Raw genomic sequence first — 12,780 nt, 5'->3', positions numbered from 1 at the left:
GGACCGGCGATGACGATGCGCTCGCCTTTCATGACCTTGAGGTTGATGTCGCGCAGAACGTGGAAGTCGCCGTACCACTTGTTCATGTTGGTGATCTCGACGGCGACGTCCGTTGCGGACACTTCCATCTTTTGCGCCTGGGCCTGGTTAGCCATTGTTGTTTCCTCTCAGTTATCTTTTGTGGCTCGTGTCGAGCCGGCGTTCCACGAAAGCCGAGTAGCGCGACATGCCGAAGCAGAAAATCCAGAACACGAAGCCGGCGAAGATCAGGCCCGTCAGCGGCGTGACGGGGGTGATCCAGCCCGAATCCCCAAAACTCGCCTTCACGATGCCCAGCAGGTCGTACATCGAGATGATCGTGACGAGGGACGTATCCTTGAACATGCCGATGAAGGTATTCACGATGCCCGGTATCACGAGTTTGATGGCCTGCGGTAGCACGACGAAGGTCATTTTGTGGAAGTAGTTTAGACCAAGAGCGTCGGCCGCTTCATATTGCCCTTTCGGAATGGCTTGAAGACCACCGCGAATAACCTCCGCCATATAGGCGGAGGCGAAGATCGACACGCCGACGAGGGCACGCAGGAACTTGTCGATATTGTTGCCCGGCGTCAGGAAGAGCGGCAGCAGCACGCTCGCCATGAAGAGGACCGTGATCAGCGGCACGCCGCGGATCAGCTCGATGAAGACGACGCTGACCGTCTTCATCACCGGCATGCGCGAGCGCCGCCCGAGCGCCAGCAGGATGCCCGCCGGCAGCGAGACGACGATGCCGACGAAGGAGAGGATGAGCGTCACCATCAGCCCGCCCCACAGCGACGTCTCCACATGCCGCAGGCCGAACGAGCCACCGAGCAGCAGGAAGAAGGAAACGAGCGGGAAGGCGATGAGCAGCAGGAGAGCGTTCAGTCCCTTGCGCGGCACCTTCGGCATCAGGAACGGCACGAGCAGCGCCACGAACAGCGCGACCACCAGGAGCGGCCGCCACAGCTCGTCGCGGGGATAGGAGCCGAACATGAACTGCACGAAGCGGTCGTTCACATAGGCCCAGCAGGCGCCGCTCCAGCCGGTCGGCAACTGGCCGCCCTGGTCGGTGGTGAGGCAGACCGTGCGGTCCGCCCCGGTCCAGACGGCGGAGACGAAAAGCCAGTTGAGCGCCTTCGGCACGTAGTAGAGGATCGCCGTGATGGCGAGGATGGACAGGATGCTGTCCTTCCACGAGGCGAACAGGTTGTTGCGGATCCAGGCGAAGGCCGACGCCTCGGAGGCCGGCGGCTTTTCCGCTTCGAGGAACCGCTCGCGGACATAGGTCGTGGTCTCGGTCATCTCAGCGCTCCACCAGGGCCATCTTGGCGTTGAACCAGTTCATGAACAGCGAGGTGATGAGGCTGATCGAGACATAGATCAGCATCCAGATCGAGATGATCTCGATCGACTTGCCGGACTGGTTGAGGATGGTGCCGCCGACCGCGACGAGGTCGGCATAGCCGACGGCCACCGCGAGCGAGGAGTTCTTGATGAGGTTGAGATATTGCGAGGTGAGCGGCGGGATGATAATGCGCAGCGCCTGCGGCAGCACGACGAGCCGCGTTGCCTGCCCGGCACGAAGGCCGAGCGCATAGGACGCCTCCGACTGGCCCTTCGACACGCCGCGAATGCCGGCGCGCACGATCTCGGCGATGAACGAGGCCGTGTAGAGCGAGAGCGCGAGATAGAGCGCCAGGAATTCCGGCCCGATCACCATGCCGCCCTTCATGTTGAAGGAGCCGGGGACCGGATAGTCGAGCGAGAGCGGCATGCCCATCAGCACATGCACGACGAGCGGCAGGAGCACGATCAGGCCGAGATTGACCCAGAGCACCGGCGGGCGCTTGCCCGTGGCGCGTTGGCGCGCATTCGCCCAGATCGTAAAGGCGATCGCCGCGAAGATGCCAAGGAGGAAGGCGCCGAACACGATCCCGAAACCTTCGCCGAAGACCGGCGCGGGCATATAGATGCCGCGGTTCGAGATGAAGAATGCGGCGTCGGGGTTTTCCTGCACATGCTGGAAGATGCTGCGGATCGACGGCAGCAGGGCGAGAACGCCGAGATACCAGAAGAAGATGACCAGCAGCGGCGGGATGTTGCGGAAGATTTCCACATAGACCGTGCAGAGCCTGGCGATCAGCCAGTTGTGCGACAGGCGCCCGATGCCGACGAGAAGGCCGACGATCGTCGCGGTGACGATGCCGGCGGCGGCGATGACGAGCGTGTTGATGAGGCCGACCTGCAGCGCGCGGAAATAGGTGGAATCGCTGGAATAGGCGATCAGCGTCTGCGCGATGTCGAAGCCGGCGCGGCTGTTGAGGAAGCCAAAGCCCGCCGACATGTTGGCGCGGGCGAGGTTCTGGATGACGTTGTGCCACGCATACCAGACGGCGGCGACGATTATCACGAACGTCACGATCTGATAGACGACGCTTCTCAGCGCTGGATTGTAGAGTAGAGATACCTTCGGCGGTTCGCCGGACCCTGTTCGGGCATCCGCAAGAGCCATGCATTTCCCCTGACGTTGTTTTCGCCCTGTTTTCCGAGCGTTTCATTAAAGGGGAGGGCAGTTTTCTGCCCTCCCGATGTGGTCGATCCGGTTAGCGGATCGGCGGAGCGTACTGCAGGCCGCCCTTCGTCCACAGCCCGTTCAGGCCGCGGGCGATCTTGAGCGGGGAGCCTTCGCCGATATTGCGTTCGAAGGATTCGCCGTAATTGCCGACGGCCTTGATGATCTGCACGGCCCAGTCCTTCGGCACGCCGAGGTCGGCGCCGATGGTGCTGTCGGCTTCTTCACCGAGGAAGCGCTTGATGTCCGGGTTGTCGGACTTCTTCATCTCCTCGACATTGGCCTGCGTGATGCCGAATTCCTCGGCGGCCACCATCGCGTAATGCGACCAGGTCACGATGTCGAACCACTTGGAATCGTTCTGGCGGACGGCCGGGCCGAGCGGCTCCTTGGAGATGATTTCCGGCAGGACCATGTGGTCGTCCGGATTGGTCATCTTCAGGCGGATCGAGTAGAGACCCGAGGCGTCGGTCGTGTAGGCATCGCAGCGGCCGGCATTGTAGGCGGCGTCCGCCTCGTCCTGCGCTTCGAAGACGACCGGCTTGAAATCCATGTTGTTGGCACGGAAATAGTCGGCAAGGTTGAGTTCGGTGGTCGTGCCGGACTGCACGCAGACGGATGCGCCGGACAGCTCCAGCGCGGACTTCACGCCGAGTTCCTTCTTCACCATGAAGCCCTGGCCGTCATAGTAGTTGACTGCGCGGAAATCGAAGCCGAGCTGCGTATCGCGGCTGATGCTCCAGGTGGTGTTGCGGGAAAGGATATCGACTTCGCCGGACTGCAGGGCCGGGAATCGGTCCTTGGCCGAGAGGGGCGTGTACTTCACCTTCGTGGCATCGCCGAAGACGGCGGCGGCCACGGCCTTGCAGAGATCGACGTCGAGACCGGACCAGTTGCCCGCCGAATCCTGCGCGCCGAAACCGGCGAGATTCGAGCCGTTCACGCCGCACTGGACGAAGCCCTTGGCCTTCACGTCGGAAAGCGTGTCAGCCTGAGATGCCGTTGCGCCAAGCCCCAGTACGGCGGCGCCGACGAGCGCCGTCACGATTTTTTTTGCCATTTTTTACAACCTTTTTCTGTTGTCTTGTTTTATCCGCCGGCCCCTCTTCCCTAAAAGGGCACGCCTGCGGAACTCGCTACCCTCCCGGTGCGAGGTTGCTTATCTCATGCTCAAAATGACGCAGGGTCAAGGGAGGGTCGCCATTTTCCGGCCACGATTCCGATTTTGCCGCCGAATGGCGGAATTTTGGGCGGAAAAGCGTGGATTTGTGCAGTAAATCGCTCAAAAAATCGCGCAATCGGCCTTCAAGGGCGGGTTTTCGCGTCTTTATCCTTTCGTATTGGGGTTGACCTCAGAGGTCCTCTGGCGAAAAGTCGGCGCCTCCACATTTCTCGCAATTCCCGGACCGAACCCATGAAAAACAGAGACGAAATCCTCGCCGGCGCCGGCGTGAACACCCGCCTTGCCCATGCCGGAAACGACCCGGCCGAGTTTCACGGTTTCGTCAATCCGCCGGTGGTCCACGCCTCGACCGTGCTCTTCCCCAATGCCGCGACCATGGAAAACCGCGGGCAGAAATACACCTACGGCACCCGCGGCACGCCGACGACCGATGCGCTCTGCGCGGCGATCGACGAGCTGGAAGGGTCGGCCGGAACGATTCTCGTGCCCTCGGGCCTTGCCGCCGTCACCGTGCCGTTCCTCGCCTATCTTTCGGCCGGCGACCACGCGCTCATCGTCGATTCGGTCTATCACCCGACCCGCCATTTCTGCGACACGATGTTGAAGCGCCTCGGCGTGACGGTGGAATATTACGATCCGATGATCGGCGCGGGCATCGAGGCGCTGATCCGGCCGAACACGAGGCTGGTGCATACGGAGGCGCCGGGCTCCAACACCTTCGAGATGCAGGATATCCCGGCCATCGCCGCCGCCGCCCACAAGCACGGCGCGGTCGTGACGATGGACAATACCTGGGCGACGCCGCTTTATTTTCGCCCGCTCGATTTCGCCGTGGACGTTTCCATCCATGCAGCGACGAAATATCCGGCCGGGCACTCGGACGTGCTGTTCGGCACCGTCTCGGCCAATGCCGCCCATTGGGAGCAGTTGCACGAGACCCAGATCACGCTCGGCACCTGCGCCTCGCCGGACGATGCCTACCAGGTGCTGCGCGGCCTTCGCACCATGGGCGTGCGGTTGGAGCGGCACCAGGAAAGCGCGCTGGAGCTCGCCCGCTGGCTGGAGGGCGTCGACGACGTTTCGCGCGTTCTGCATCCGGCCCTGCCGAGCTTCCCGGGCCACGAACTCTGGAAGCGCGACTTCAAGGGTGCGAGCGGCATCTTCTCCATCGTGCTGAAGGGCGGCTCGCCGGAGCGCTACAAGGCCAAGGCCCATGCCTTCCTCGATGCGCTCGGCATTTTCGGCCTCGGCTATTCCTGGGGCGGCTTCGAGTGCCTTGCCGTGCACGTGTATCTTGGCGACCGCCGGGTGGCCAAGGGGCCGGAGGAGGGGCCGGTGCTGCGGTTGCAGATCGGCCTCGAGGACGTGAAGGATATCAAGGCGGATATCGAGCGCGGGCTGGCCGCGGCGCGGGCGGTATAGGGCAGGATTGCCCCTCATCCACCTGCCGGCACCTTCTCCCCGCAAGCGGGGAGAAGGGACTTTGCCGCGCCGGCTTCCGTTCGCCGGAACCGGTTCCCTGAAAGTATCACGATTAAGATGAGCAAGGCATCACATCCTCTCCTTCTCCCCGCTTGCGGGGAGAAGGTGCCGGCAGGCGGATGAGGGGCTCTTTCACTCCGGCGTGCGATACCCGTAAAGCCAGTCGAAATCCGCCGCGAGGCTTTCCGGCTTGCGCAGCGACAGGACAATGTTGCGTGCGAGCGCGACCGGGCCGCGAGCATGATAGGCGAAGCGGTTGAACGCACCGCGGCTGCGCACGCGCGAAACACGCGCACGGCGGGTCTTCTCGAAGCCGTCGAGGGCCGCTCCGATGTCCATGGCCGTTGCCAGCCTTTCGGCGAGCAAGGCAGCATCCTCGATCGCCATCGCCGCGCCCTGCGCCGCGAAGGGCGTCATGGCGTGGGCGGCATCGCCGATCAGCACCGTTTTCCCGCCATCCGTCCATGCGCCGTCCGGGCAGCCGAAGAGCGGCCAGACGAGCGGATCCTGCGCATCCGGCAGGAGGCCGCGGATATCCGGGTGCCAGCCCTTGAAGGCATCCAGCAGGCGGCCGCGCGTCCGCGCATCGCCCTTGCGCAGCCAGCCCTCGGCCGGCGCGTCCGGCTGGGCATGGATCGCGACGATGTTGAAGACGTCCGTTTCGGCGAGCGGATAGGCGACGAGATGGGCATTCGGCCCGAGGAAGGCCGCGACCGTGCGCGGATCGAGAAAGGACGGTGCGGCTTCATAGGGCACGAGGAAGCGCCAGGCGACATTGCCGGAGTAGCGGGCGGGCAGGGCGCCCGGCACCGCGCTCCGCAGGCGCGACCAGACGCCGTCCGCCGCGATCAGGACATCCGCCGGAGCCAGCGAAAGAGCGGCCTCGGCATTTGCGATATGCTCGTCGATCGTCAGCGTGCACAGCGGTTCGGCGCGAACGGCCTCGATGAGGACCTTTTGCAGCGAGGCGCGGTGGAGGACCCCATAGGGCGCGCCCCAGCGGCTCTCGGCCGCCGCGCCGGCGGGAACCGAGGCGAGGGGCGCAAGCGAGAGGCCGGAGGAGAGGAGAATATGGTCCGGCTCGGTCCAGCGGGCGCGCAGCGCATCGAGAAGGCCGAGATCGGCGAGGATGCGCGAGGCATTCGGCGAGAGCTGCAAACCGGCGCCGACCTCCGCAAGCGCGGGGGCCTGTTCGAGGACATGCGAGGCGATGCCCTTGCGGGCGAGCGCAAGGGCCGTCGTCAGGCCGGCAATGCCGGCGCCGACGATCGTTACGGATTTGACGGAAGACATGGGAGTGCCGGCCTTCCGGCCGTCACGCCGCCACCTGGTTGGTGAAGGTGCAGCCGACCGGATCGGTCTGGGTGGCCTTCAGCGCCGGGTTGTAGCGGTAGAGCGTCGAACAGTAGGGGCAGACCTTCTCGTTGTCGTCGCCCATGTCGAGGAAGACGTGCGGATGGTCGTAGGGCACGGAAGCGCCGACGCACATGAATTCCTTCACGCCGATCTCGATCGTGCGGTGGCCGCCGTCGTTCTGGAAATGGGGAATGCTGTGCCCAGCCATGTGATGCTCCGTGGAAATGCGTCTTTTCTGGCGCGGACCATAGTCGCCTTCGGCTTAAATGTGTAGATGCAAAACCGTCGCGCCGGAGGAGAAATCCGCAGCCGCCGTTTTCCTTGCGGCCGATCGGCATTATGAGCGTGGACAGAAACGAAAGACGGACCGCGATGAACCTCGATAACCCGCCCTTTTCCCGCTTCACCCATGACGGCCTCGAGCTCGCCTTCTTCGACGAGGGCGATCCGTCCGGGTATCCGGTGCTGCTGATCCACGGCTTTGCCTCCAGCGCGAATGTCAACTGGGTGTTTCCCGGCTGGTTGAAGACGCTGGGCGATGCCGGCTACCGGGTGATCGCCATCGACAATCGCGGCCATGGCGCGAGCGACAAGCCGCACGATCCGGCGCTCTACACGCCCCCGCTGATGGCGGGCGATGCCGCGGCGCTCCTCGACCATCTCGGCATTTCCGAGGCGCATGTCTTCGGCTATTCCATGGGCGCGCGCCTCACCGCCTTCCTGGCGCTCGCCCATCCGGACCGGGTGCGCTCCGTCGTCTTCGGCGGGCTCGGCATCGGCATGGTGGAGGGCGTCGGCGACTGGGACCCCATCGCGGATGCGCTGCTGGCCCCCTCTCTCGACGTGGTGACGCATGAGCGCGGCCGCATGTTCCGCGCCTTCGCCGACCAGACGAAATCCGACCGTCAGGCGCTCGCCGCCTGCATCATGACCTCGCGCGACCTCCTGACGGTTGACGACATGGCGCGCATCGATATGCCGGCGCTGATCGGCGTCGGCACGAAGGACGACATTGCCGGCGCGCCCGAGCCGCTCGCCGCGCTGATGCCGGATGCCCGCGCGCTCGACATTCCGGGCCGCGACCACATGCTCGCCGTCGGCGACAAGGTGTTCAAGCGCGCCGTCCTCGATTTCTACGCGGAGATCGGCGGCCGCTGAGGCGGCCATTCACGACAACCTGCGGGCGGCCATTCCGCTCGGGCATGCTTTGCACTATATTCGGGCGGAACGACACCAAGGAGTGCGGCGATGGTCGCGACGAACGAACTGAGGGCCGGCGAGAAGCTCAAGGCCATGGATCCGATCTGGGACAGCCTGCGCGAGGAAGCGCGCGTGGCCGCCCAGGCCGAGCCGCTGCTGGCGGCCTTCCTCTATTCGACGGTGCTCAACCACCGCTCGCTCGAGGAAAGCGTGATCCACCGCGTCTGTGAGCGCCTCGATCATCCGGACCTGCAGGCCAACCTCCTTCACCAGATCTTCGACGAGATGCTTGAGGACTGGCCGGAATGGGGCAGCATCCTGCGCGTCGACATCCAGGCCGTCTACGACCGCGATCCCGCCTGCCTGCGCTTCCTCGACGCGGTGCTCTACTTCAAGGGCTTCCACGCCATCCAGACCCATCGCCTGGCGCACTGGCTGCATGAGAAGGGCCGGCGCGACCTTTCGCTCTATGTGCAGAGCCGGTCCTCCAGCGTCTTCCAGACGGACATCAATCCGGCCGCGCGCATCGGCAAGGGCTTCTTCCTCGACCATGCGACGGGCCTCGTCGTCGGCGAGACGGCGGTCATCGGCGACAATGTCTCGATCCTCCACAACGTCACGCTCGGCGGCACCGGCAAGGAGGGCGGCGACCGCCATCCGAAGATCGGCGACGGCGTGATGATCGGGGCGGGCGCAAAAATCCTCGGCAATATCCATATCGGCCGTTGCTCGCGCATCGCGGCCGGTTCCGTGGTGCTGAAGGCCGTGCCGCCGAAATCGACGGTGGCGGGCGTGCCGGCCAGGGTCATCGGCGAGGCTGGCTGCAACGAGCCGTCGCGCGCCATGGACCAGCTCCTCGCCGCCTTCGACTACGATCTGTGACCGGACCCGGATGCCCTGCGACGCGGTTTTCATCCGTGTTGCCTGAAGGCGGCAGGGCGGGAAAAGTCGTTTTCGTGGGTTTACAGGCCAGAGGGCAGGTGCGAGAAGCGCGGCAAATCAACCGTTACGGAGACATATCGTGAAGCCGGAAGAAATCAGGAAGCTCGAGGCCTACTTCAAGCGCAATCTCAACAAGGAGATCGTCGTGAAGGCCCGCCCGCGCAAGGATGAATCCGCCGAAGTCTACCTCGCCGACGAATTCCTGGGCGTCATCTTCCGCGACGACGAGGACGGGGAACTGTCCTACAACTTCTCCATGGCGATCCTCGACATCGACCTTTGATCCGTCGGAAGTTTCGCAGTGACAAAAGCCCGGCTGCCCTTGGCGCCGGGCTTTTTCGCTTGGGGCGCTGCCGGCCCATTTCATGATCGTTTTGCGACAAAATCGCCGTTTGCGAAGCGCAATGATCATACCTATCGCGCAACATCTTGCTTTGCTTATGGAATATTGCATTGCAGCATCGATATTGACTTTTTTGTGCGCTGCATATAGTTTCCAGGCCACTCACCGGGATCCAAAGGAGACTTCGATGTTCAATTTCGACGAGGCAAGCAAGAAGAACAAGGAAGCGGTTGACACGATCGTCAAGAGCTACACGACCGTTGCCAAGGGCATGCAGGCCATCGCAACCGAAACCGCGGACTATTCCAAGAAGTCCTTCGAGGACGGCCTCGCTCACTTCGAGAAGCTCAGCGGCGTCAAGAGCGTCGAAGCCGCTCTCGAACTGCAGACCGCCTTTGTGAAGTCCTCCTACGAAGGCTTCGTCGCCGAAGCCACCAAGCTCGGCGAAATGTATGCCGATCTCGCCAAGGGCGCCTACAAGCCCTACGAGGCGCCGGTTGCCAAGGCGACCGCCGCTGCCAAGGCTGCCGTCGCGGCCTGATCGACCGGTAAAGTCTTACGCGCATAGCGTTTACGGGCCGGCTGCGGGCAACCGCGGCCGGCCTTCCCGCGTTCCGGGATTGCGCGAGGCTGACGCAGCGGAGCCAAATTTCGCTATTTCCTTCGGATGGCCCGCGATTATGATTGCAGTGCGAAGCAGGGGTCTTACAATCGTGTGTCGAGACATTAGATAACAGTTCCAGATGGCAGCCTCGGGCGAATGCACCGGAGCAAGCGACTGTAATCAAGGGAATGAACACGCATGGAAGTGAGACGGGTTCGGATGCAGGATGGCGATGAGGGCGGCGACACTCCCGGTCGCAGCACCTCGGTCATTACCCGCACGAAGCCAAAGACCAAGAAGCCGAGCCTCTATCGCGTCCTGCTGCTGAACGATGATTATACTCCCATGGAGTTCGTGATCCACATTCTGGAGCGTTTCTTCCAGAAGGACCGGGAAGCGGCCACGCGGATCATGCTGCATGTGCACAATCACGGCGTAGGCGAGTGTGGCGTGTTCACCTACGAGGTTGCCGAAACCAAAGTGACACAGGTGATGGATTTCTCCCGCCAGCACCAGCACCCGTTGCAATGTGTCATGGAAAAGAAATGAGGAACGAACGTGCCAACATTTTCTGCCAGCCTTGAAAAGGCCCTCCATCAGGCACTGACCTACGCGAACGAGCGCCATCACGAATATGCGACGCTCGAACATCTCCTGCTCGCGCTGATCGACGACGCCGACGCGGCCGCCGTGATGGGCGCCTGCAACGTCAATCTCGATGTCCTGCGCAAGACCGTCACCGACTATGTCGACCATGACCTCGCAAACCTCGTGACGGGCTACGAGGAGGATTCCAAGCCGACCTCCGGCTTCCAGCGCGTCATCCAGCGCGCGGTGATCCATGTCCAGTCGTCCGGCCGCGAGGAAGTGACCGGCGCCAACGTGCTCGTCGCGATCTTCGCCGAGCGCGAGAGCCATGCCGCCTATTTCCTGCAGGAGCAGGAGATGACGCGCTACGACGCCGTCAACTTCATCTCGCACGGCATCGGCAAGCGGCCCGGCTCCACCGAGCAGCGGACGGTCCGCGGCAGCGAGGAGGCCGACAGCGAGCCGAAGCAGCAGCGGGGTGGCAACGAGCAGGAGGAGTCCGCCAAGAAGCAGGACGCCCTCACGGCCTATTGCGTGAACCTCAACGAGAAGGCGAAGAACGGCAAGATCGACCCGCTGATCGGCCGTCATGCCGAGGTCAACCGCACGATCCAGGTGCTCTGCCGCCGCTCCAAGAACAACCCGCTCTATGTGGGCGATCCCGGCGTCGGCAAGACGGCCATCGCCGAGGGCCTCGCCAAGCGCATCGTCGAGGGCAAGGTGCCGGAAGCGCTGGCCGATGCGACGATCTTCTCGCTCGACATGGGCACGCTGCTCGCCGGCACGCGCTATCGCGGCGACTTCGAGGAGCGCCTGAAACAGGTCGTCAAGGAACTCGAAGAGTATCCGGGCGCCGTGCTGTTCATCGACGAGATCCACACGGTCATCGGCGCAGGGGCAACCTCCGGCGGCGCGATGGACGCGTCGAACCTCCTGAAGCCGGCGCTCTCCTCCGGCGCGATCCGCTGCATCGGCTCGACGACCTACAAGGAATACCGCCAGTTCTTCGAGAAGGACCGGGCGCTCGTCCGCCGCTTCCAGAAGATCGACGTGAACGAGCCGACCATCGACGACACGATCGAGATCATGAAGGGCCTCAAGCCCTATTTCGAGGAATATCACAAGCTGAGATACTCCAACGAAGCGATCAAGACGGCCGTCGAGCTTTCGGCCCGCTACATCAACGACCGCAAGCTGCCGGACAAGGCGATCGACGTGATCGACGAGACCGGCGCGGCCCAGATGCTGCTGCCCGCCGGCAAGCGCCGCAAGCTGATCACCGAGAAGGAGATCGAGGCGACGATCGCCACCATGGCCCGCATTCCGCCGAAGACCGTCTCGAAGGACGACGAGCAGGTGCTCGCCAACCTCGAGAAGGAGCTGCGCTCGGTCGTCTATGGCCAGGACCTCGCCATCGAGGCGCTGGCCTCGGCGATCAAGCTGTCGCGCGCCGGCCTTCGCGAACCGAACAAGCCGATCGGCTGCTACCTGTTCTCCGGCCCCACGGGCGTCGGCAAGACGGAAGTCGCCAAGCAGCTTGCAAGCTCGCTCGGCGTCGAGCTCCTGCGCTTCGACATGTCGGAATACATGGAGCGGCACACGGTCTCGCGCCTGCTCGGGGCACCTCCCGGCTATGTCGGCTTCGACCAGGGTGGCCTTTTGACCGACGGCGTCGACCAGCATCCGCATTGCGTGCTGCTGCTCGACGAGATCGAGAAGGCGCATCCGGACCTCTACAACATCCTGTTGCAGGTCATGGACCACGGCTCGCTGACCGACCATAACGGCAAGAAGATCGACTTCCGCAACGTCATCCTGATCATGACGACCAATGCGGGCGCATCGGACATGGCCAAGGCCGCCATCGGCTTCGGCTCGTCCAAGCGCGAGGGCGAGGACATGGAGGCGATCAACCGCCTGTTCACGCCGGAATTCCGCAACCGCCTCGATGCGATCATCCCGTTCGGCTCGCTGCCGACGCCGGTCATCCATCAGGTCGTGCAGAAGTTCGTCATGCAGCTGGAAACCCAGCTTGCCGAGCGCAACGTCACCTTCGACCTTCAGTCCGAGGCGATCGCCTGGCTGGCAGAGAAGGGTTACGACGAGAAGATGGGCGCTCGTCCGCTGGCTCGCGTCATCCAGGAGAACATCAAGAAGAAGCTCGCCGACGAAATCCTCTTCGGCAAGCTCAAGAAGGGCGGCGTCGTCCGCGTCTCCGTCGGCACCAAGGAAGACGGCTCGAAGGGCCTGATCCTCGACGCCGTGCCGGAGACCGCGCCGATCAAGCCGAAGGCCGAGATCGAGGAGGCCGCCGCCAAGAAGGCAAAGCCGCGCAAGGCGAAGGAAACCGTCGCCGCCGAGGCAGCGCCGGCCAAGGCGCGCTCGCCGAAGAAGGCGGCAGAGGCCAAGGCCACGGAGCCGAAGGACGAGCCGCCGCGCAAGTCCGGCACGGTTCCGAAGGTGCCGCGCAAGAAATAACGGCTTTA

The 12,780-nt window shown here is 63.6% G+C and carries 12 protein-coding genes and 1 pseudogene; 7 read left to right on the top strand and 6 right to left on the bottom strand.

Annotated elements, in window-relative coordinates; all coding sequences use genetic code 11:
- The 4 genes and pseudogenes from DSD28_RS25505 to DSD28_RS25490 form a co-directional block, all read right to left on the bottom strand.
- Positions 1–155 (bottom strand): annotated as a pseudogene (locus tag DSD28_RS25505) (amino acid ABC transporter ATP-binding protein); the annotation flags it as partial.
- A 16-nt stretch (positions 156–171) separates the two neighbouring features.
- The gene (locus tag DSD28_RS25500; RefSeq protein WP_119259246.1) at positions 172–1,326 is read right to left on the bottom strand and encodes an amino acid ABC transporter permease; all 1,155 of its coding nucleotides are present in this window, start codon (positions 1,324–1,326) and stop codon (positions 172–174) included.
- Position 1,327: 1 nt separating this feature from the next.
- Positions 1,328–2,536: an amino acid ABC transporter permease gene (locus tag DSD28_RS25495; RefSeq protein ID WP_119259245.1), complete on the bottom strand. Its 1,209-nt coding sequence runs from the start codon at positions 2,534–2,536 to the stop codon at positions 1,328–1,330.
- 91 nt (positions 2,537–2,627) lie between these two features.
- The gene (locus DSD28_RS25490; protein ID WP_119259244.1) at positions 2,628–3,656 is read right to left on the bottom strand and encodes an amino acid ABC transporter substrate-binding protein; all 1,029 of its coding nucleotides are present in this window, start codon (positions 3,654–3,656) and stop codon (positions 2,628–2,630) included.
- Positions 3,657–4,010: 354 nt separating this feature from the next.
- Between DSD28_RS25490 and DSD28_RS25485 the strand changes: the two genes are divergently transcribed.
- Positions 4,011–5,201 (top strand): cystathionine beta-lyase, encoded by a 1,191-nt coding sequence (locus DSD28_RS25485; RefSeq protein WP_119259243.1) that lies wholly within the window; start codon positions 4,011–4,013, stop codon positions 5,199–5,201.
- 192 nt (positions 5,202–5,393) lie between these two features.
- Here DSD28_RS25485 and DSD28_RS25480 read toward each other — a convergent pair whose 3' ends face one another.
- Both DSD28_RS25480 and DSD28_RS25475 read right to left on the bottom strand, forming a co-directional pair.
- Positions 5,394–6,554, bottom strand: coding sequence for an FAD-dependent monooxygenase (locus DSD28_RS25480; RefSeq protein WP_119259242.1), 1,161 nt, complete (start codon positions 6,552–6,554; stop codon positions 5,394–5,396).
- Between the two features lie 22 nt (positions 6,555–6,576).
- The gene (locus DSD28_RS25475; RefSeq protein WP_119259241.1) at positions 6,577–6,825 is read right to left on the bottom strand and encodes a zinc-finger domain-containing protein; all 249 of its coding nucleotides are present in this window, start codon (positions 6,823–6,825) and stop codon (positions 6,577–6,579) included.
- A 164-nt stretch (positions 6,826–6,989) separates the two neighbouring features.
- Between DSD28_RS25475 and DSD28_RS25470 the strand changes: the two genes are divergently transcribed.
- The 6 genes from DSD28_RS25470 (at position 6,990) to clpA (ending at position 12,772) form a co-directional block, all read left to right on the top strand.
- Positions 6,990–7,775 carry an alpha/beta fold hydrolase gene (locus DSD28_RS25470; protein WP_119259240.1) on the top strand — a complete coding sequence of 262 codons (786 nt, stop codon included), beginning with the start codon at positions 6,990–6,992 and terminating at the stop codon, positions 7,773–7,775.
- Positions 7,776–7,865: 90 nt separating this feature from the next.
- On the top strand, positions 7,866–8,699 hold the full coding sequence (cysE, locus tag DSD28_RS25465; RefSeq protein ID WP_119259239.1) for a serine O-acetyltransferase: 834 nt from the start codon (positions 7,866–7,868) through the stop codon (positions 8,697–8,699).
- Between the two features lie 139 nt (positions 8,700–8,838).
- The gene (locus DSD28_RS25460) at positions 8,839–9,042 is read left to right on the top strand and encodes a DUF3126 family protein (protein ID WP_119259238.1); all 204 of its coding nucleotides are present in this window, start codon (positions 8,839–8,841) and stop codon (positions 9,040–9,042) included.
- 247 nt (positions 9,043–9,289) lie between these two features.
- Positions 9,290–9,643 carry a phasin family protein gene (locus DSD28_RS25455; RefSeq protein ID WP_119259237.1) on the top strand — a complete coding sequence of 118 codons (354 nt, stop codon included), beginning with the start codon at positions 9,290–9,292 and terminating at the stop codon, positions 9,641–9,643.
- Positions 9,644–9,904: 261 nt separating this feature from the next.
- The gene (gene clpS, locus DSD28_RS25450) at positions 9,905–10,255 is read left to right on the top strand and encodes an ATP-dependent Clp protease adapter ClpS (protein WP_119259236.1); all 351 of its coding nucleotides are present in this window, start codon (positions 9,905–9,907) and stop codon (positions 10,253–10,255) included.
- A gap of 9 nt (positions 10,256–10,264) precedes the next feature.
- Positions 10,265–12,772 carry an ATP-dependent Clp protease ATP-binding subunit ClpA gene (gene clpA / locus DSD28_RS25445; RefSeq protein WP_119259235.1) on the top strand — a complete coding sequence of 836 codons (2,508 nt, stop codon included), beginning with the start codon at positions 10,265–10,267 and terminating at the stop codon, positions 12,770–12,772.
- Positions 12,773–12,780 lie beyond the last annotated feature (8 nt).

It is taken from the genome of Shinella zoogloeoides (assembly GCF_003574625.1).
In the GTDB taxonomy this organism is placed as follows: domain Bacteria; phylum Pseudomonadota; class Alphaproteobacteria; order Rhizobiales; family Rhizobiaceae; genus Shinella; species Shinella zoogloeoides_A.
Note: the sequence above shows the minus strand (reverse complement) of the source record. Positions and strands in the feature narration are given on the sequence as shown.